The organism is Planktotalea sp. (assembly GCF_049680325.1).
In the GTDB taxonomy this organism is placed as follows: domain Bacteria; phylum Pseudomonadota; class Alphaproteobacteria; order Rhodobacterales; family Rhodobacteraceae; genus Planktotalea.
Map to the genome: position 1 here is coordinate 1 of NZ_JBAUHO010000019.1, position 20107 is coordinate 20107.

20 protein-coding genes are annotated in these 20107 nt (G+C 54.5%); 10 read left to right on the forward strand and 10 right to left on the reverse strand.

Translation table 11 applies throughout. The features are described from left to right. A partial coding sequence (locus WBC85_RS00945) for an alpha/beta fold hydrolase (RefSeq protein ID WP_424432812.1) occupies window positions 1-1101 on the reverse strand: 1101 nt, incomplete at its 3' end. A 148-nt stretch (window positions 1102-1249) separates the two neighbouring features. Here WBC85_RS00945 and WBC85_RS00950 point away from each other — a divergent pair. Together WBC85_RS00950 and WBC85_RS00955 are read left to right on the forward strand one after the other, a co-directional pair. After that, entirely contained in the window at window positions 1250-1996 is a 747-nt protein-coding gene (locus WBC85_RS00950) for a LuxR C-terminal-related transcriptional regulator (RefSeq protein ID WP_424432813.1), read from the forward strand. Between the two features lie 108 nt (window positions 1997-2104). Further along, window positions 2105-2587: a DUF995 domain-containing protein gene (locus WBC85_RS00955; protein WP_424432814.1), complete on the forward strand. Its 483-nt coding sequence runs from the start codon at window positions 2105-2107 to the stop codon at window positions 2585-2587. A gap of 63 nt (window positions 2588-2650) precedes the next feature. Here the strand turns inward: WBC85_RS00955 and dddP are convergent, their stop codons facing one another. Continuing rightward, window positions 2651-3991: a dimethylsulfonioproprionate lyase DddP gene (dddP, locus tag WBC85_RS00960; protein WP_424432815.1), complete on the reverse strand. Its 1341-nt coding sequence runs from the start codon at window positions 3989-3991 to the stop codon at window positions 2651-2653. Between the two features lie 134 nt (window positions 3992-4125). On the opposite strand from dddP, the gene WBC85_RS00965 reads away from it, so the two are divergent. Beyond that, window positions 4126-4854 (forward strand): heme-dependent oxidative N-demethylase family protein, encoded by a 729-nt coding sequence (locus tag WBC85_RS00965; protein ID WP_424432816.1) that lies wholly within the window; start codon window positions 4126-4128, stop codon window positions 4852-4854. A gap of 73 nt (window positions 4855-4927) precedes the next feature. Here the strand turns inward: WBC85_RS00965 and WBC85_RS00970 are convergent, their stop codons facing one another. After that, window positions 4928-5497 carry a YcbK family protein gene (locus tag WBC85_RS00970; protein ID WP_424432817.1) on the reverse strand — a complete coding sequence of 190 codons (570 nt, stop codon included), beginning with the start codon at window positions 5495-5497 and terminating at the stop codon, window positions 4928-4930. Window positions 5498-5859: 362 nt separating this feature from the next. Between WBC85_RS00970 and WBC85_RS00975 the strand changes: the two genes are divergently transcribed. The 4 genes from WBC85_RS00975 (at window position 5860) to WBC85_RS00990 (ending at window position 10219) form a co-directional block, all read left to right on the forward strand. Then, entirely contained in the window at window positions 5860-7482 is a 1623-nt protein-coding gene (locus WBC85_RS00975; protein WP_424432818.1) for a L,D-transpeptidase family protein, read from the forward strand. A 148-nt stretch (window positions 7483-7630) separates the two neighbouring features. Continuing rightward, complete coding sequence (lpxD, locus tag WBC85_RS00980; RefSeq protein WP_424432819.1) at window positions 7631-8722, forward strand: UDP-3-O-(3-hydroxymyristoyl)glucosamine N-acyltransferase; 1092 nt, start codon at window positions 7631-7633, stop codon at window positions 8720-8722. A gap of 34 nt (window positions 8723-8756) precedes the next feature. Continuing rightward, window positions 8757-9014, forward strand: a complete 258-nt coding sequence (locus WBC85_RS00985) for an acyl carrier protein (protein ID WP_424432820.1) — start codon at window positions 8757-8759, stop codon at window positions 9012-9014. Then, complete coding sequence (locus WBC85_RS00990; protein ID WP_424432821.1) at window positions 9011-10219, forward strand: beta-ketoacyl-[acyl-carrier-protein] synthase family protein; 1209 nt, start codon at window positions 9011-9013, stop codon at window positions 10217-10219. Before WBC85_RS00985 ends, WBC85_RS00990 begins: the two co-directional genes overlap by 4 nt. A gap of 50 nt (window positions 10220-10269) precedes the next feature. Here the strand turns inward: WBC85_RS00990 and WBC85_RS00995 are convergent, their stop codons facing one another. Beyond that, window positions 10270-10872 (reverse strand): invasion associated locus B family protein, encoded by a 603-nt coding sequence (locus WBC85_RS00995; protein ID WP_424432822.1) that lies wholly within the window; start codon window positions 10870-10872, stop codon window positions 10270-10272. A 538-nt stretch (window positions 10873-11410) separates the two neighbouring features. Here WBC85_RS00995 and WBC85_RS01000 point away from each other — a divergent pair. Beyond that, complete coding sequence (locus tag WBC85_RS01000; protein WP_424432823.1) at window positions 11411-12949, forward strand: helicase HerA-like domain-containing protein; 1539 nt, start codon at window positions 11411-11413, stop codon at window positions 12947-12949. Window positions 12950-12955: 6 nt separating this feature from the next. Further along, complete coding sequence (locus WBC85_RS01005) at window positions 12956-13975, forward strand: patatin-like phospholipase family protein (RefSeq protein WP_424432824.1); 1020 nt, start codon at window positions 12956-12958, stop codon at window positions 13973-13975. A gap of 12 nt (window positions 13976-13987) precedes the next feature. Here WBC85_RS01005 and WBC85_RS01010 read toward each other — a convergent pair whose 3' ends face one another. The 4 genes from WBC85_RS01010 to WBC85_RS01025 form a co-directional block, all read right to left on the reverse strand. Then, window positions 13988-14674: a DUF502 domain-containing protein gene (locus WBC85_RS01010; RefSeq protein ID WP_424432825.1), complete on the reverse strand. Its 687-nt coding sequence runs from the start codon at window positions 14672-14674 to the stop codon at window positions 13988-13990. A 68-nt stretch (window positions 14675-14742) separates the two neighbouring features. Then, window positions 14743-15663 carry a pseudouridine-5'-phosphate glycosidase gene (locus WBC85_RS01015; RefSeq protein WP_424432826.1) on the reverse strand — a complete coding sequence of 307 codons (921 nt, stop codon included), beginning with the start codon at window positions 15661-15663 and terminating at the stop codon, window positions 14743-14745. Next, window positions 15660-16553, reverse strand: a complete 894-nt coding sequence (locus WBC85_RS01020; RefSeq protein WP_424432827.1) for a PfkB family carbohydrate kinase — start codon at window positions 16551-16553, stop codon at window positions 15660-15662. Before WBC85_RS01020 ends, WBC85_RS01015 begins: the two co-directional genes overlap by 4 nt. Window positions 16554-16591: 38 nt before the next feature. Beyond that, complete coding sequence (locus tag WBC85_RS01025; RefSeq protein WP_424432828.1) at window positions 16592-17401, reverse strand: DUF4198 domain-containing protein; 810 nt, start codon at window positions 17399-17401, stop codon at window positions 16592-16594. On the opposite strand from WBC85_RS01025, the gene WBC85_RS01030 reads away from it, so the two are divergent. After that, complete coding sequence (locus WBC85_RS01030; RefSeq protein WP_424432829.1) at window positions 17402-18544, forward strand: HupE/UreJ family protein; 1143 nt, start codon at window positions 17402-17404, stop codon at window positions 18542-18544. It abuts the gene before it with no gap. Here the strand turns inward: WBC85_RS01030 and WBC85_RS01035 are convergent. Both WBC85_RS01035 and WBC85_RS01040 read right to left on the reverse strand, forming a co-directional pair. Then, the gene (locus tag WBC85_RS01035) at window positions 18541-19173 is read right to left on the reverse strand and encodes a DUF1638 domain-containing protein (protein ID WP_424432830.1); all 633 of its coding nucleotides are present in this window, start codon (window positions 19171-19173) and stop codon (window positions 18541-18543) included. The genes WBC85_RS01030 and WBC85_RS01035 overlap by 4 nt on opposite strands. A gap of 75 nt (window positions 19174-19248) precedes the next feature. After that, complete coding sequence (locus tag WBC85_RS01040; RefSeq protein ID WP_424432831.1) at window positions 19249-19950, reverse strand: corrinoid protein; 702 nt, start codon at window positions 19948-19950, stop codon at window positions 19249-19251. Window positions 19951-20107: the final 157 nt, after the last annotated feature.

Here is a 20107-nt window from a genome sequence, read left to right on the forward strand (position 1 = left end):
GCCTTGCAAAGTGATGATCCGTTTGAAGCCATCAATCTTATCCAACGTGCCGCTATCCTGCGCGTGCATTTTGTCGTGACTGACATCGACAGAGACAGAGGTCAGCGGCCAACCCTTGCGCCGCGCATACATGCGGATCGTCATTGACGTGCAGGCCCCCAGCGCTGCGGACAAGAACCCGTAGGGCGACATGCCGCGATTTGTGCCACCATAGGCACGCGGCTCATCCGCAAGGGTGTGATGATCCGAGCCGCCATATACGTCTTGCAAAAAGCCGCGCGGATCGGCCTCGCGCACGCGCACAATGCCTTCGGGTGTGCCAATAGGGGGCGCGGCCTTTGGCAGTTTAAGATAACGCGCGCTCCATGAGGCGATGACATCGGCGGCGTAGCAGGCGTCGTCCGCATTGGTGATAAGATGATCGGCATTATCCAATGTTACAAAGCTTTTCGGATGCTTTGCCGCCGTAAAAATACGGGTCGCATTGTCGATGCCCACAATCGCATCGCGCGGTGCATGCATTATCATAAGCGCCGCTTTTGAGGCTTTGAGCGCAGCCGTCAGGGATACGCCGCTGACATCATTGACAAAGTCTTTGCCAATGGTGATCGGACGGCCGCCCAAGTTGACCTCTGCGCTGCCATTCGCTGCGATGTCATCCAAGGCGCCGCCGAAATTCTGGGTTACATGCTCTGGATCAAAGGGCGCACCAAGGGTGACGACCGCTTTTACACTTTTCAGATCAGGGGCAAGTTTCAACACGGCCGCACCGCCCAAGGAGTGCCCGATCAGCATGTTTGGTGCCATGTCGCGGGCCTTCAATACATCTGCGGCGGCCTTTAGATCGTCAACGTTGGAGGTGAACGTCGTATTTGAAAACTCACCCTGACTGTGCCCAAGACCGGTAAAATCAAACCTGAGCACGGCAATGCCCTGATCGGCAAGACGCTGTGAAATGCGGCGCGCGGCCGGGATATCTTTGGAGCAGGTAAAGCAATGCGCAAAGATCGCTGTGGCAAGGTGGGGACCATCGGGCAAATCAAACCGCGCTGCAAGCTGCGCGCCAGAATGGCCGGTAAAGGTAAAACGTTCTGTGGGCATGACTGCAGACTCCTCTTGCTTGTCCCAAGGGTGGGGGTTTTCAGCGTCTGTGTGAAGATGTGTTACAAAGGAGTCGCGCGGAGGTGATCGCAACGCTTTCATATGGTCCTGTGGTAGGTTAGAATTCAGGACTGGATAGGGGATTGCGTTGGAAATTGGAAAATTTAGCCTGATCGACGCGTTTGACACGCTTAGCGCGTGCAACACACCTAATGAAATTTGGAACAGTGCCAATACTATCGCTATGTCGGTCGGAATAAGTGCGCTCAACGTCGGGGAGTTTGATCTTCTCAATGAGAACATTCTCTGGGCGCGAAGTTCAATGCCGCAAAGCTGGCTTGATACTTACATGGAGCGCAGATTTTTCGAAGTTGACCCGCTGCTCAAGATTTTTAGCCAGCCGTCCAACCGGTTAACCGTTTATAGTGATCCAACCTCCATTGCCAATGGCATGGACGGGGGCGATCCCGTTCTAAGCCAAGCCCTCAATGATGCGGGTTACGCGCTGCTTCATGGCACCAAATTTCTTGCGCCAAATGCCCAGTTCGGAACTATGGTGACGCTGTGCTTTGAAAAGATCGACAAGACGGTTTTCGAGGCAAACATCGCAGAGTGGACAACAATAGCGGCGCTGTTTGCCGGGTTTTCCATGACCCCGAACGAAAGCGGGGATCAGAATGTATTTGCCTTTGACTTTCCCAAGCTGACACAACGTGAAATCGATGTATTGAGTCTGCTTGCCGCTGGTTACAAAACAGCAAGAATTGCGGATCGTTTGAACCTTGCCGAGATCACGGTCGCAAAGCATTTCCAGTCAGGGCGCAAGAAACTGAAGTCCGCCACCCGCGAACAAGCTGTTATTACCGCGCTCAAATACAAACTTATTTCCGTATGAATACAATCGGTTAATCGGTCAATTATATAGGTATATACTTGATCGGTGAACCCAAAGCGATGTTCCTTTGACGAGCACAATTGGTGCGGGTAGCGAAGGAATACGAATTTGAAAAAGACCATTTTTAGCGCGATCTGTGCAACGGCGATGCTCTTCGGGGCGACATCGGTTCTGGCAGATGCAAAACCCAGACCAAGCAAACCTGCTTCGGCTCAGCAAATCGCGAACAAGTTTGTCGGCCATATGCAGGTCTGGAAAAGCTGCAAAGGCGGCATCTATTTTGGCGGTAACTGGGAAGCGACAGCCTATTGCGATCAAAACAAGAAGTCCGTTGCCGTGGGGAAATGGACGAGCAAAGGCGGCAAGCTTTGTTATGATGTGAATTGGTATTTCGTCAAAGACAACAAGCTGACGACCAAAAACCGCGCCAAATGCGAATTGGAATTCGTAACAGATAAAGACGGGCAGTTGTGGCACCGTTGGGGCGATGACAAGGATTGGTGGCGCGGCTTTCCGAAAGACAAAAGCTTTCCGAAGGGTAACAAATACAAGCGTCAAACAGCAACGCAGCGCGGTAAATTAGGAATTTGATCCGTTAGGTTAATGAAGGTGCCAGTTCTAGCTGGCACCTTTTTGTTTTGATTGACGCGTTCTTTATTCACCCATCAGTGCGGGATCAAACGGATATTTCGTCAGGTTTTCAAAGCCGTCTTCGGTGATTAAAACCTGATCTTCCAGCTTGATCGAGAAGGCACCGCCCACTTCACCGCAGGCCGCTTCGACGCACAGAACCATGCCGGGTTCCAAGGCGTAATCGAACGAGCCGGGCACATGTTTTTCCTTGTGCGCGACCAAAGGCCATTCATCACACAGGCCAACGCCGTGCATCAGACAACCATATTGCTGGGCTTTGAACTTTGCCGGATGCTCCATACATTGATCGATCAGGTCAGGGATCATAAGGCCGGGTTTCAGTAGCGACATGTTGTGCATGATGAAGTCATGTGCGTGTTTCATGGCGTCAACCATTGCGGGTTCGGGTTTTTGATCGCCAATCCACCACGTGCGCGAAATATCGATACAGATGCCGTATGATCCGATCAGATCAGTGTCAAAGGCAACGATTTCGTTGTTCTGCACGATCCGCGGGCCACATTCCTGAAACCAGGGGTTGGTGCGTTGACCAGAGGCCAGCAGGCGTGTCTCGATCCACTCGCCGCCGCGCTTGATGTTTTCAGCATGCAGGACCGCCCAGATGTCATCTTCGGAGGTGTTGCCAAGAGGCACGTTCTTGCGCGCGAAATCCTCCATCGCGTAGCAAGCGCTTTCACAGGCATGCGAGGCCGCGCGCATGGCGAGGATTTCGTCAGGCCCTTTGATCGAGCGGGACTTCTCGGTGACTTCTTCGCCTTCCATGATCTCGAAACCCTGCGCCTCAAGGCTGCGAAGGCCGTGCAGCATGATCTTGTCCACGGCAAGGCGCTTGTTGCCGGCTGCGTGCTGTTCCAGCAAGACGCGCACCTCGTTAGAGAAAATATCGGCCTGCACATCAATCTTATCGCCGCGATCGAAATAGAATAGATCCGCACCAGAGCGTTGTTCTCGTACCAAAGGGTTGAATTTACTTAGGAAAGGAGAGTTTTTATAATCCCAGATGACCATATATCCGTCGGCGCAAAGCAATACCGCGCGGAACGGATTGTGCGTGTTCCAAAGCTGCATATTGGTGCTGTCGGTCGCGTAGCGAATGTTCAGTGGATCGAACATCAAAAGCCCTGCATATCCACGATCAACGATGTGCTGCGTCAGCCGTTTCCAGCGATATTCACGCATGCGTTCCAGATTGGGCATTTCCAGCCCTGCGGCGTCCCATTCGCGAAAGGCCAGTTGGGTCGGGCCGATCTCGATACGGTCATTGTCATTCGGAGTGCCGTCTTTCAGCGTGTCACCCTTGGTCGGGTCAATTTTTCGTTGATCGCGGTAATGTTGGTTCATGCGTTCGCCTCCCGTTTCAATCAGCATGCGAGCGGGGCAAGGCGATGGCATGCGCAGTTGCGACGGATTTCGGTGTCGTTTTTGGGCGCTGTATATTGCGTGACGGGAATGGGCAGTTTTGGTAAACAATTGCTATGACAGTGATTTGCCAGTCCAAAATGCCCGAAGATATGCGCGTGCCGCGTGCGCTGCCCGGAATTCAACCGCTCGAAATGAAAAATTGGCTTGTTGTGGACGAAGTTTACGGCGCTCAGATGCAAGAGCGGCTGCGTTTGATGTCAGCAATACCAAACAAGGTGCGCGCCCAGATTTCAGGGGCGCAGGAGGCGGTGCAGGAGGCATTGGACCTCGTTCTGCATCAACTGGAGGGCATGGCCGGATTTACCCGAAAGGATGGCGCAATCGTTTGTCCCGACGGGCGCGAGGTGAGCGTGTCGGGCGATCCGCTGATGGTCCTCGGGGCGCTTATTCAGGAAGACATCTGTATTCTGGAAAGAGCGCAGGGCGCCGATGAGCACATTCTAAGCGCTGCGATTTTGTGTTTCCCGTCGCATTGGACCTTGGGCGAGAAAATCGGCAAGCCGATGGGCCGTATTCATGCCCCAGTGGAAGAATACGATGAAAACATTCGCCGCCGCGTGCAGCGCCTGTGTGACGGTGTGCAAGTGGGGCGGCCATTGTGGCGTTTTAACTATGGGCAGGCGGGGCCGGAACTTTACCAACCGCGTTTGGAAGCCGACATTCGCGTCAAACATACTACTGGCGATCGGAACTATCAGCGGGCGGAGCGGCAAAGCCTGCTTAGATTGCCGCGCAGCAATGCGGTGCTGTTTTCAATTCATACCTACGTGGTGCCCGTCTAAGCGCGACACACAGATACAAAAAAGCCCGAGCATTCGCATCGGGCTTTAACGTTTCAGGGATGTGAAAAGGTGCTTAGCGGCCCCAAGTGCGAACCGGCCCGCAATCCATATGAACGAAGTTCGATCCAGAATAACGGCCAACGCCGCCGCCGCGGCAGGCAGCTGCTGCGCGTGATACCTGGCTAACAGAACGTGAAGAAAGCCGCAGATCGGCTGCTTGGCCCTTCATATGCAAAGAATTCTTCGCAACGCCGCTGGAACGGGAGCGCAGCATCGCGTTGGTCTTCGGGCTGCGATAGCCGGAAAGAAGCATGTAAGGTTCGTTTGAATCGAGCAGGTTATGCGCCGCTGCCATAACGTCGATAGTGCGCAGGTCGATGAATTTGACATCATTGGTGCGCCAGTCGCGCATAAAGTGGTGCACTTCTTGCACCGCTTCTTTGATGTACTTGCCTTCGACCCAATAAATCATGTCGATACGCTCGCCAGTACGGCCAGAATACATTTTGATACGGCGAATGTCGCCGCTTCCGCGCAAGAAGCCAGCTGCGTTTGCATAACTTGGAGCTGCTACGACTGCTGTCGCCGCGAATGCACGAAGCAGGCCACGGCGCGTTACGCCGGTACTCTTTTCGATTGCCATCACTTAGTCCGTCCCGTTCTTACCTGTTCGTATCCGATGTTACGGACACTCTGCCTAATTCATCCCCGCAGTGCGGCTTCTATGACATACTTCGAATCGCCAACCAAGCCTCGATTTGGTCGCAGCAGTTTTAGCAACCAATTTCGGCATTTTCTTGCTCAATTGTGTAAATTTATCGTTGATTTGCATCAATTGAGGCGCGGGAATGTACAGGTTCGGTGCACGCTTGCACCACAAACAGGCTTTTGTTTCCATCTGGCGCATTTGTGAATGGTCAGGGACGGGGGCAATGAAAGATGACACTCCTCAATAAATCGCGAGCTGCCAGCGCATTAAAAAACTGTGTATTTCGGGGGACATCGATGCAAACGCTTCGCAGTCAGGTACTATTTTCATTCAGAACGCTTGTTGCAGCGTTCGCATTTATCGCGATCAGCCTAGGCTTTTCAGCGACGCCAGCGGGCGCGCAGGTCACTGCGTTCAAGCAGGCTGTTGCAGAAGCGGCGGCAAAAGACAAAGACATTGCCGCCTTTTATCAGGCAAACAATTACAAAGCGATCTGGACCGGAAGCGGCGGCAAAGACCGCCAGCGCCGCGATGCACTTTTGAATGCTGTGACAAATGCAGCCGATCATGGCCTGCCAGTCAGCCGATACAATCCCGAGCAATTGACTGCGCTGCTCAAGCAAGCGCGCAGCCCACGCGATCGCGGCGCGGTCGAAGTCGAAATGAGCCGGATTTTTCTGCAATACGCGCGTGATCTGCAAACGGGCGTTTTGACCCCGTCCAAAGTGGACGCAGATATCGTACGCCAGATCCCGCATCGTGATCGGGTTTCCTATCTGACCAATTTCACCAAGTCATCGCCAAAACGCTTTTTCCAGGCACTTGCACCAACCGCGCCAGAATATGCGCGTTTGATGAAAGCAAAGTTGTTGATGGAACAGCAATTGGCAAAAGGTGGGTGGGGCCAGACGGTTCCCGCGAAATCGCTCAAGCCGGGCCAGTCTGGTAATGCTGTCGTCATTCTGCGTAACCGTTTGCAAACCATGGGTTATCTTCAACGTTCTTCGTCGCAAACCTACGATGCCGCAATGCAATCCGCGATGCAGCAGTTTCAATTGTCCCGTGGCCTGAACCCTGATGGGGTCGCAGGTCCAGGCACGATGAACGAAATCAACCGTCCAATTGAATCGCATCTTCAGGCCGTTATGGTCGCCATGGAGCGCGAGCGCTGGATGAACCGCCCACGCGGCAAGCGCCATGTCTGGGTGAACCTTACGGATTTCTCTGCGGTCATTGTTGATAACGGGAAAGAAACCTTCCGAACGCGCTCTGTTATCGGCAAGAACCAAAGTGATCGTCGCAGCCCCGAATTTTCGGATGTGATGGAATTCATGGTCATCAACCCGACATGGAACGTACCGCGTTCGATCGCGACCAAAGAATATCTTCCTTTGCTACAACGCAATCCGAATGCTGTTGGCCATTTGAACATTGTTGATAGCCGCGGGCGTACAGTTTCGCGCTCTGGCGCAAATTTCGGTGCCTATAACGCAAGAAACTTCCCATACAGCATCAAGCAGCCACCAAGCAGTCGCAACGCTTTGGGACTTGTGAAGTTCATGTTCCCGAACCGCTACAATATCTACTTGCATGATACGCCGGCCAAAAACCTGTTCAGCCGCGAAATGCGCGCTTATTCACATGGATGCATCCGCCTGCATCAGCCGTTCGACTTTGCCTATGCGTTGCTTGCAAAGCAGACGAATGATCCGGAAGGGTTCTTCAAAGCAAAGCTCAACACAGGTGTTGAAAGCCGCGTGAACCTGGAACAACCCGTGCCTGTTCATATTGTGTATCGCACTGCTTTCGTGAGTGCGGGCGGCAACGTAAACTTCCGCCCTGACGTTTATGGCCGCGACGCAAAGATATTCTCGGCGCTAAGCAACGCTGGCGTGCGCATGCGCGCGGTTGGTGGCTAAGGCGCGTTCACAAAGTGACTACATTTGAGAAAGCCGGGGCAAACCCCGGCTTTCTTGCGTTAGCGGGCAACGCAACTTGTTTCTCTCCGGGTTTGCCTCTGGGGATGTAATCGCCTACATCAAGCGCAAGAACGCGATGAGGGCGGTGATGACGTACACAATTGAGCAAATCGCAAAGGCATTGGGCGCTGTAGCTGTAGGCGATGTCAACCTGACGGTTATGTCCGTTGCAGAGCCTGCAAATGCCCGCTGCGATCAATTGGCACTGGCGATGAAGCCGGATTTCGCTGCGCAGCTGGGCGATGGCAAGGCCAAGGCCGCTATGCTTTGGGCAGGCGCTGACTGGCAGGGCTTTGGGTTGAAGGCGGCTGTTCTGTCTGAACGCCCTCGGTTTGCCATGGCAGGCCTCAGCGCAATGATGGACCCTGAAATGCAGCCCGCAGCGGGGGTGCATCCTTCAGCAATCGTTGATCCAAGCGTTGAGCTGGGCGAGGGCGTTAGTATTGGTCCACTGGCCGTGATTGAAGCAGGCGCGCGCATTGGCGCGGGCAGCCAGATCGGCGCACAGGTCTTTGTCGGGCAGGGTGCCCAGATAGGGCAGGGTGCGCGCGTGCGTGAAGGCGTCCGCATCGGCGCGCGTGTCAGGATCGGCGCGCGCTTTATCGCGCAGCCCGGTGCCAGTGTTGGCGGCGACGGATTTTCCTTTGTCACGCCCGAGGCAGGAGCCGTCGAGCGTGTCCGAGATACGCTAGGGGATCAGGGCGACGTGAAAGCGCAAAACTGGGCGCGGATCCATTCCCTTGGTTCTGTTCAGATCGGCGATGATGTTGAGTTGGGTTCAAACACTTGTATCGATCGCGGCACAGTGCGTGACACGGTGATTGGAAACGGGTGCAAATTTGATAATCTGGCCCAGATTGGCCACAACGTTGTTATCGGAAATGACTGTCTGATTTGCGCGCAGGTCGGTATTGCAGGTTCGACTCGTATCGGGAACAACGTGGTTCTTGGCGGGCAAACCGGGGTCAGTGACAATGTCTTTATCGGTGATAACGTTATAACCGGCGGTGCAACCAAGGTACTGTCTAACGTGCCTGCGGGGCGGGTCATGTTGGGGTATCCCGCTGTAAAGATGGACAAGCAGATCGAGATCCACAAACTTTTGCGCAGATTGCCGCGATTGTTTGCAGATGTCGCAGGCTTGCAAAAGGGTGTTTCCAAGCAAGGCGACAGCGACTAAATCAGCACCAACACATTGCCACAGAGGGGCGGCCATGAGCATTCGCGACAAAGTCATCGAAATCATTGCAGAGCAAGCTGTGCTTGAAGTCTCTGATGTCAGCGCCGAGAGCACGTTGGAAAGCCTCGGAATTGATAGCCTTGGTCTTGTCGAGAGTATTTTTGCTATCGAAGAAGAATTCGATATCACGATCCCCTTCAACGCGAATGAGCCGGATAAAAGCGCGTTTGATGTATCTTCTGTTGATACGATTATCGCAGGCATCGAGCGATTGGTGGCAGAGAAGTCGTGAGACGGGTTGTCATCACGGGTGCGGGCACAATCAACGCATTGGGTCAGTCTGTTCCCGCTACGCTTGAAGCAATGCGCGAGGGAAAATGCGGCATAGGTCCGCTTGAATTTCGTGATGTCGAACGTCTTTCAATCCAGATCGGCGGGCAGGTCAAAGGTTTTGAAACCGAAGGTCTGTTCAACCGCCAACAGATTACGCTTTATGATCGCTTTACCCAGTTTACCCTTTGCGCGGCGAAAGAAGCGATTGCGCAATCGGGTCTGGAATTCGCAGGCGAGCTTTCGGCGCGTTCTGGCGTTGTGCTGGGCACCGCGGGCGGCGGGGTTAGCACGTGGGATGACAATTACCGTTCGGTCTATGAGGACGGAAAAAACCGGGTTCACCCCTTTGTTGTGCCCAAGTTGATGAACAACGCGGCCTGTAGCCATGTCTCGATGGAGCATAATCTAAAGGGGCCAAGCTTTACAGTGTCGACCGCTTGCGCGTCATCCAACCATGCGATGGCGCAGGCGTTTTCGATGATCCGCACTGGCATGGCCGAGGTCATGGTGACGGGCGGTTCTGAAAGCATGCTGTGTTTTGGCGGGGTCAAGGCGTGGGAAGGGCTGCGTGTCATGTCCAAGGACGCCTGCCGACCGTTCAGCGCCAATCGCAACGGCATGGTGCAGGGTGAAGGGGCCGGCATTTTCGTCTTTGAGGAAATGGAACACGCCAAGGCGCGCGGCGCGGATATCCTATGTGAGGTTGCAGGCTTTAGCATGTCCTCTGATGCGGCAGATATCGTGATGCCCTCCAAACAAGGGGCGGCGCGGGCGATTGCAGGGGCCATGATCGACGCAAAGATTGACCGCGCGGAGGTCGGCTATATCAACGCCCACGGCACAGGCACGGCGGCGAACGACAAAACCGAATGTGCGGCCGTTGCGGATGTGTTTGGGCCCCATGCGGATGATTTGATGATAAGCTCGACCAAATCCATGCATGGCCATCTGATTGGTGGTACGGGGGCCGTCGAATTGCTGGCGTGTATCATGGCGTTGCGTGACGGGGTTATCGCCCCGACAATCGGTTACGAGGAAGCCGACCCGGAGTGCGCCCTTGATGTCGTACCCAATGAAGCGCGCGAGGCAAAGGTTGATGTGGCCCTCAGCAACGCTTTTGCATTCGGTGGTTTGAACGCTGTCATCGCGTTGCGTAAAGCCTAACAAAAAACGCGCCCGAAGGCGCGTTCTGCTTAGCTAGAATTTAGTGAACCTTACTGTGTCACGACAGTTGATTTATCAAAACCAGCTGTAAAGCCCTTCAAGGACATGTTCAGATCGACCTTTTGATCGGGTGCAAGGAACGGCACAATTGTGACCGTCGCTGCTGCGCCGCGCTTGAAGCCGTTTACATCGGCTTCGGTCAGTCCGATGCGTGCAAAACAGCCAACAGGGTTACAGAAGGAGTAGGGGTAACGCTTGCCCTTGCCGCCATCGACAGAAATACGCAGCTGCGCTTGCAATGATGTTTCCAGCGGTACGATAACGGTTGCACCAGCAACGGCTTGACCACCCGCAGGCAGGCGGAAAATGCTGACTTCCGCAACAGGATTACCTTCGGAGTCCTGCATCAACTGATACATCTGGCAAGGCTGCTCGTTGCCTTCTTCAACGCGGACACACTGGATTTCCCAGTCGCCTTCGTTCTCGCGCACATATGTCTGGCCAACTTCTGGCGTGGCGGCATCTTCGCCCATATTCAAATCGGTTTCGATTGGCGCGATCGGTTTGTCTTCTTCGGCAGTTGTTTGTGCGAACGCTGCGCTGCCAAGCGCAAGGCAAGCTATGGCCGATAGTGTAGACATACGAATGTTCATCAAAGACTTCCTGACTTCATGTTGTTTGCGACTGATTAACATGGGGAATTGCCCGTGTCAGCGGCGCAACTTTGCCATAACGGCGAAATTACGCTTATTTTGCCCAAACTGTCGCGCTTGGCAAGGGCTGGGGGCATCATGTCGGTCATGTTTTGGCTGCGTTTCCTGGGAAATCGACAAACAAAAAAGGAAGACCTCTTGCGGGTCTTCCTTCTATGTTTTTCTCCCTGTCGGACTGGCCGACTTATTAAGGCAAGAGTATCGTTGCAGAAACGTAGCGTCAACAGGCAAAAAGCCAGATTGTCGCATGTAAATCGCCGCGATACAGCGCTGGATTGTAAGTTGAGTCTTTTCTGGTGACCGCAGCCCCAAAAAGGGCCGCGCCACTAGGGCGCGGCAAGTCTGACAGGGAGGAAGTCCGTCCGCAGCACAAGGACAGTCGGCTGCGAACAGATTGCACTCTGACATGAATAAGTTAACGTGCCGTTGCTGTATGGGGCTTCATACAAAGAAATTTATCCAAATCCGGGAGAACGCAATGGATCATCACATTTTAGTCGGGGGCGGCGGCCCGGATTATATCGAAAAGCAATGGCTAAGCCTGAAATATGCCAACCGTCACGGCCTTGTCGCGGGCGCGACAGGAACAGGTAAAACGGTCACTCTGCAGATTTTGGCAGAAAATTTTTCCAACGCTGGCGTTCCGGTCTTTCTAACGGATGTAAAGGGCGATCTTTCCGGTCTTGCTGCAGCTGGTTCCGAGACCTTCAAGCTGCATGAGGCGTTCACCTCGCGCGCGGAAAAGATCGGGTTTACAGATTATTCCTATGACGCCTTTCCAGTAACCTTCTGGGATTTGTTCGGCCAACAGGGCCACCCTGTGCGCACAACTGTCGCCGAGATGGGGCCGCTGCTTGTTTCGCGCTTGCTTGAGCTGAGCGAGCCGCAAGAAGGCGTGGTCAACATCGCCTTTCGCGTCGCCGATGAGCAGGGGATGCCCTTGCTTGATTTGAAAGATCTTCAGGCGCTGCTGGTTTGGGTCGGGGAAAACCGTGATGAGCTGACGCTGCGCTACGGCAACGTCTCTGTCGGCTCGATCGGTGCGATCCAACGCCGATTGCTGGTGCTGGAAAATCAGGGCGGTGCAGAACTGTTTGGTGAGCCGGCCTTGGCCCTGTCCGATATCATCAGCACAACAGCAGACGGTCGCGGGCGGATCAATATTCTTGCCTCTGACAAACTGATGGGGGCTCCGCGTCTTTATGCGACTTTCTTGCTTTGGCTGTTGTCGGAACTTTTTGAAGAGCTGCCCGAAGTTGGAGATCCTGACAAACCCAAGTTGGTGTTCTTCTTTGATGAAGCGCATTTGCTCTTTGACGGCGCACCCAAGCCCTTGGTCGACAAGGTCGAACAGGTCGCGCGTCTCATTCGCTCCAAAGGGGTTGGAATATACTTCGTCACGCAAAGCCCGGGTGATGTTCCAGAGGATGTGCTGGGCCAGCTTGGCAATCGCATTCAGCACGCGCTGCGTGCCTTCACCGCGCGGGATCGTCGTCAGTTGAAGGAAGCGGCTGAGACCTACCGCGACAACCCGCGCTTTGACACGGTCGAAGCGATCCGAGAGGTCGGCGTTGGCGAAGCTGTTACGTCCATGTTGCAAGCGAAGGGCATTCCGGGCGTCGTGGAGCGCACGCTGATCCGTCCGCCCAGCTCAAAACTGGGGCCAATTTCCCCGTCTGAACGCGCCGCAGTTCTGGCCAATTCGCATATCGCTGGCAAATATGAGGCCAAGATTGATCGCACATCGGCTTATGAAATTCTGCGCGAACGTGCCGATGTCGCGGCAAAAGCGGCGGCGGAGGCCGAGGCGAAAGAGGACGAGTTGGAAATGGCCGAGCGCGAATACAAAGCGGCGCGGCGCTATTCTGGCACCCGCGTTGCGCGATCAACGAGCCGCAGTTCCAAGAGCGACAGTTTCGGTGCAGCAATGACGCAAGTTGTGCTTAAAGAACTCAAAGGGACCACCGGGCGGCGCATTGTGCGCGGCATCCTCGGTGGTCTGTTTAAAGCGAGATAATCTATAATGACAAAGTTGCGTATCAACCTCGCCCTGCAAGGGGGCGGGGCGCATGGGGCGTTCACATGGGGTGCATTGGATCGGCTTTTGCAAGAGCCTGATCTTGAAATTGCCGCTATTTCGGGAACTTCCGCGGGGGCGTTAAACGCAGCTGCGCTTAAATCGGGTATGATATCGGACGGCGCAGATGGTGCGCGCGAGGCACTTGAAACGCTCTGGCAGCGCATTGCCAGCAATTCAAGCGCGGGCATGCCACAGTGGTTTGCGCATGATGCGTTTTCGCCGTCCTTGATGTCGCAAGCCTTGGAGCTTTCCGCACCTTATATGTTTGCGGATGCGTTCAACCGCTTGACGTCGCCCTATAGCTGGGGGCCGTTCTATAACCATCCGCTGCGCTCAATCGTTGACGGGTTTGATTACGGCGACGTCTGTGCGGGCGAAGGCCCTGCGCTTTTTATCGGGGCGACAAATGTGCGTAGCGGCAAGGTCAAAGTGTTCCGCGGGGCAGAAATCGGCCCAGACGCTTTGCTTGCCTCTGCCTGTTTGCCAACGCTTTTTCGCGCGGTCGAAATCGACGGGGAAGCCTATTGGGACGGGGGATATACAGGCAATCCGCCACTCTTTCCGCTATACGACAAAGGGCTTCCTGATGATGTGGTGATTATCAACATCAACCCTTTGGAGCGCGATGAGGTGCCGCAAACGGCGCAGGCGATTCAGAACCGTATCAACGAGATCAGTTTCAATTCATCGCTTTTGCGCGAGCTACGTGCGATTTCCTTCGTTCAGCGGTTGATCGGCGAGGGCACGATTGCAGCCGGCGCAATGAAGCGGGTGAATGTGCATATGATTGCGGATGACGTGTTGATGAACGAGTTGTCGGTCGCAACGAAAACGGTCGCAATTCCATCGGTGCTTTTTGCGCTGAAATCCGCAGGCCAAGCGGCCGCAGAGCAATTCCTGAATGCGCACCGCAGCGACATAGGCGTGCGGAGCAGCGTGAACCTGCAAGCGATGTTTAGCTAGGCTGGCCCTGCGCTATTGCGCTGGTTTGGCAGGGGGTTTTGTCGGATCTTTCGGATTTGGGTAAACAAGCCCCGCCGAGATCACCAGTTTTGCCGCGTCTTCAACGCTCATTTCCAGTTCAATGATATCTTCACGGGGGAAAAACAGCAGAAAACCGGAGGTCGGGTTCGGGGTCGTAGGAACGAAGATGCTGACCAAATCACCGCTTGTGTTGGCGCTGCGGGCGATTTCGCCTTTGGCGGTGGTCGAAACAAACCCGATCGCCCAGATACCCTTGCGCGGGTATTCGAACAGGCAGGCCTTTTCGAAGGAGCGTTCGGTCTGGGCAAAGACGGTCTCTGCAATCTGTTTCACGCCCGAATAGATCGAGCGCACAACAGGTACGCTTTCCACAATGCTTTCGGCAAAGCGGATCAGCGAACGCCCCAGCAAACCTTTCGCAACCCAGCCAACCACAATAGTGAACAACAAGAAGATGATGACGCCAACGCCGCGCAGGTTGATGCCAATGTATTTCTCGGGCTGAAACGTATAGGGCACAAGCGGTAAAACAACCCCGTCAATCCAGCCAATCACCGACCAGATCAGCCAGATCGTCAGGCTGACAGGGGCAATCACAACCAGACCCGTCAGGAAGCTGGCGCGCAAAGAGGAAAATAGGCCCGTTTTGCGTGGGGGTTCATCAAAAGGCGTGTTCATAAGTAATTCCAAGCGAGTTGCCGCTTAGTTAAGCACTGCGCAAAGGAGGGGCAATGCCCATGATGCGGTTAGTCGGAAATGTCGGCCAATTCACAGGCAATCTGCGCACCCAGCGCCGCATTGTTTAGCACGAGCGCAATATTTGCAGTAAGCGAACGGCCCTCGGTCAGCTCGAATACCCGTTGCAGCAAGTACGGCGTCACTGATTTTCCAGTGATTCCGTGGGCGAGCGCATCACCAAGCGCGCGTTCGATCACAGGATCCATTTCCGCGCGCGGAATTTCTGCATCGCTTGGGATCGGGTTAGCAATCAACTGACCACCGGGCAAACCAAGCGCGCCGCGCATTTGGTGGGCACGCGCGATATCCTTTGGATGATCGAGACGCAGCGGCGCTTTAAGGGCGCTTTGCGCCGACCAGAAGGCAGGCATTTGATCCTGGCCAAAGGCGATGACAGGCACGCCGAGCGTTTCGAGCACTTCGAGGGTTTTAGGCACGTCCAGAATGGCCTTTGCGCCAGCGGCAACGACGGTGACAGCAGTTTGCGCCAATTCCTGAAGGTCGGCGGATATGTCGAAACTTTCCTCTGCGCCGCGATGCACGCCGCCAATGCCGCCTGTGGCAAAGACCGAAATGCCAGCCAGATTTGCGGCGATCATCGTTGCTGCTACGGTTGTCGCACCTGTTTTGCCGCTCGCCATGCAAACCGCCAAATCGGCGCGGCTGAGTTTGGCTGCGCCGCGCGTTTGCGCCAGCGCCTCTAGCTGTGCGTCTTCTAGACCGATGTGTAAAATGCCATCCAGAACGGCAATCGTCGCGGGCGTTGCACCGCCTGCGCGCACCTTTGCTTCAACCTTGCGCGCCATTTCAAGGTTCTGCGGATAGGGCATGCCATGGGTGATGATCGTCGATTCAAGCGCCACAACTGGCGCGCCTTTTTCATGTGCGGTTTGTACGGCGGCAGAGCGGATAAAGGGTAGATCGGTCAATGTGCTGTTTCTCCTGAAACGTATCGGGCGGCGGATTGAAGTGCTTGTTCCAACGCGTCCTGTTTGGGGGTGGAGCGCAGTTCGGCGCTCATATGTGCGGCCATGAACGTATCACCCGCGCCGGTCACGCGCGCGACCAAGACCTGCGGCGGCGTGGCTTCGCGCAGCCCGCTCGCGTCTGCTTCGGCAGCCATATTGCCACCATCGGTGACCAACGCGCGCGCGGCACCGCGTTTGAGCAGGGTCGCGGCGGCCTGGCTCGCGGTTTCAAAGTTTTGTTGGCACAGCAGCTGTGCTTCTTCAAGGTTTACGTAAAGCGTCGCGCGGGTCTGATCCAGAAACGGGCGTAGGCGTTCGGCCTTTCCCGGCGACGCAGGGGCGACGCGCAAATCAGCGGCAGCGAAAAGCGGATCGCTGGCGATGCGGCTGAGCAATGCAAGGGTCAGGTTGCCGTCCAAAGCGATCATTCCCGCATAGGGCGCGGTTTCATCGCCGAGTGTGCCATCTTGCAAGGGCGTCAGAATTTTTGCGCCCGCTGCTTCTAAGGAATGCGCGTCGGCAATTGCGGCGATAAGACCGTTTGCGCCTTCAACTGCCATATAACGATCTGTTGGCAGATCGCTGGAGCGATAAAGGTATTGGCAATCAAGGCCTAATGCTTCGGCTTCTGCGATCAGGTGATCGCCCGCCGCATCGCGGCCTATCGCGCTAAGCAGGGCAGGGCGCAGATCAAAACGGCGCAGGGTCATTGCAATGTTCATAGCCACGCCGCCCGGCAATTGTGTGATACGGCCGGGCACGTCGCTACCTTGGCGCATAGAGCTGCTGGAACGTCCAATCACATCCCAAAGCACAGAGCCGATGCAAAGAATATCAGGTTTGCTTGTCATACTGCTTAGTGCCGCGCCTTGCGCGCGCTCGCAAGTCCTTAGCGCACCTCGAACGTCAGGGCAGCCCAAAGCGTTTCCCATACTGCGCCTGTTTCTTCGGCCAGTTCTGGCGAGGGTTCGCGCAACAGCACGTTATCGAGCAAATACGTGTAGCCCGATTTCACAGGGATAAGCGCAATGCCTTTTGGGTCGGTTCGCAGCGTGCTGACAGTTGTTTCACCGCTCTGGTCACGCTCGAAGATTTCGATTTGTGCATTGATGCGGGGCATTTCACGGTAAAACAGTTGGACCGGCAGGCCAGCAGAAAGGTCATCGGTGTATGGGTTCTTCAAGGCAACGATTTCAAGTTCCAAGCCTTGCTGTGCATCATTCCCTACGCCGCTTCCGACCGCAAAAAGCCCTTTGGCAAAGCGCGTATAGGTTTCGGTGAATTTCTCTTCGCTTAGGCCACGTGCGCGGTGTTTTTCCAGAACATCGTCAAACGCTTTGTGCTTGGCAAAACTGGCGAATTTTTCCCATTCTTTGTAGGTTATGCGATCCGGGTTGGTTTGGAACACCAAGGTGAACATCCCGTCATCTGCGATTGGTTTGTCGAAAACCGGAGAATCTCCAAGACGTGCGCGCACGGGATTTGTACCGTTTGAATCTATTCGATCAAAGCGTGCGGCGCGTTTGGTGAAATAGGCAAGATCTATGCCTTTGAAATTCTGACCATTTTTTGTGAACGCGGCAATGTTTTCGCCAATTTCGACTTGAAACTTTTTGCTATCAATCCAAAACTCATGTGCAAAGAGCGGCGCTGCGGTGATGCTTATCAAAGCGGCTAGGACAAAGGACTTGGGGGTCATATGATTGCTTTCTCTAAATTCAGGGTAATGCTGGTACAGATGCTGGCAGTGTCAAGCATCTTGATGATAACACTTTCGCCAGCCCGCGCGCATGAGGTGTCACCGACAGTCGGTGATCTAAGCTACGAGAGCGGAAAAGCGACGCTAAGTCTGCGCATTACGCTTGAAAGCTTTCTTGCCGGAATAGACCTGGATACCGCAGAGAACACAAATGACGTTGCCGAGGCCGATGATTATGACGCATTGCGCGCGCTTGACGCTGCAACACTAGAGGCACGGGTGCAGGCCTTTGCGCCGCAAATGTTGCGTGACTTGGTGCTTAGCGTTGATGGCGCGGCGCTTCCATTAGCGATCAGCGCACTCGAAATCCCCGAAGTTGGCGATGTCGAATTGCCGCGGCTTTCCGTCCTGACGCTCACGGGGGCAGCGCCTGAGGATGCGGGCACGATGCAAGTCGCTTGGCCCGCAACCTATGGGACGCTGATCCTGCGCCAGATGGGGCCCGAAAACGCCTACACCGGCTATATCAGCGGGGGGCAGAGCAGCCCTGTAATTCCCGTTGATGGTGGTCCTGCACGGGGCTTTCTGTCGGTTTTCGCTGAATATATTCCGGTTGGGTTCGATCATATCCTGCCCAAAGGGCTGGATCATATTCTCTTTGTGCTTGGGCTTTTCTTCTTCTCAACGGCGCTTCGCCCGCTTTTGATCCAAGTAACGTCGTTCACGCTTGCCCATACGGTGACGCTTGCGCTGGGTGCGCTTGGCGTGGTCAGCATTCCGGGTGCGATTGTTGAACCGATTATTGCGGCGTCCATTGTTTATGTCGCGGTCGAGAACATATTCTCACGCAAAATGCACGCGTGGCGTCCTGCGATCATTTTCGTCTTTGGATTGCTGCACGGTCTTGGATTTGCATCGGTGCTGGGCGAATTCGGGCTACCATCCGATCAATTCATCGCGGCGCTTATCGGCTTTAACGTCGGGGTGGAATTCGGCCAGCTTACCGTAATCGCGCTGGCCTTTCTGGCTGTCGGCTTTTGGTTTGGTGGCAAGGACTGGTATCGCGCGCGCATTGCGATCCCAGCGTCTATCGTCATCGCGCTGGTCGGGGCCTATTGGTTTGTCGAACGCGTGTTCCTTTAAACCTTTGCCAGTGCCGTTTCCAGATCACCATAGCCCGTGAAGCGGCGCTCAAAAGCGAGGCCAAGGCGCGCTGCGCAGTCCTTGGCCTTTTCTGTTAGGGCAGGGTCATCAATCTGCGCCTGATAGACCAGTTTCTCGTAATTGCCGAAATACATATCGCGCAGTTCTGGATGGCGATCGAGGCCCATCGGTTTGATGATAAAAGCATCGAACTGGCGCACAAGAAAATCAGTCAGGTAAAAGGCGGTGAACTCGTCTTCGGATTTTATCGCAAAGGCCGCGTTGCCCTCAAAAAAGGAATAGCAGTGCGGCCCTTCGATCATCTCGACACCTAACTCGTCGCATTTTGCCTGTAGCAATCCACCCGTGCCGCAATCGGCGTAGGCCACGAAAATTCGCTCGTAGTTTGGTTTGTGTTTCAGAACCGCGTTTTGAACCGCGTCAGTGATCTTTTCAGGATGCACATGATAGATAGCTGGCAAGCAAGTCAGATCCATGTGGTTCCAACCGTTCATCTCTTTCAACGCAAGAATTTCACGCGCCAGCGCGCCGCACGCGATAATCAGGGACTTGGCACCTGTTTGAAGCGTCAGACCCTGTTCAGCCAAAACCTTATCTTCAATCTGCATCCTGTTGTCTCCAAACGAAAAAGGCTCTGAGCATTTCTGCACCAGAGCCTAGATCATAGCGTTTTTGATATAGGGTTAGCCAGCTTGTTGATTGTGCTTGCGCCCAACCCATTCTTTCGCGGTTTCGACGGCAACGGCCGCATCGCGGCAATAGGCGTCGGCACCAATGGCTTTGCCGAACTCTTCATTCAGCGGCGCGCCGCCAACCAGAATGATGTAGTCATCGCGTTTGCCTTGCTCGACCAGCGTATCAATCACGACCTTCATGTAAGGCATCGTCGTGGTCAGAAGGGCAGACATGCCAAGAATGTCAGGCTCTTCTGCTTCCAGCGCGTCAAGATAGGAATCAACCGCGTTGTTGATACCAAGATCGACAACCTCAAAACCTGCACCTTCCATCATCATAGACACAAGGTTTTTACCGATGTCGTGAATGTCGCCCTTTACCGTCCCTATGACCATTTTGCCAACGCGAGGCGCGCCAGTTTCAGCCAAAAGCGGTTTCAGGATGAACATCCCGCCCTTCATTGCGTTCGCCGCAAGAAGAACTTCGGGTACGAACAAAATACCGTCGCGGAAATCGGCACCAACAATTGTCATGCCGCCAACCAGCGCTTTGGTCAGAATGTCATAAGGGGCCCAATTGCGTTCAAGAAGAATATTAACGCCTTCTTCAATTTCTTCTTTCAAACCGTCGTAGAGGTCATCGAACATCTGTTGGACTAATTCCTCGTCGTCCAGTTCAGACAGGATGATGTCGTCTTCTTCGTCGGACATGAGCCGTTCCTTTGCTGTGGCGCTTGCGCCGTTTTGTCTATCAACATCTGGTCAAATTGACGCGCTATGACTCCATCAATAACGACATCAGCGTGCACACATCCGACTTATACAAATGTTTTTGCCTAGGGGGCGAATGAAAAAACATCATGATATT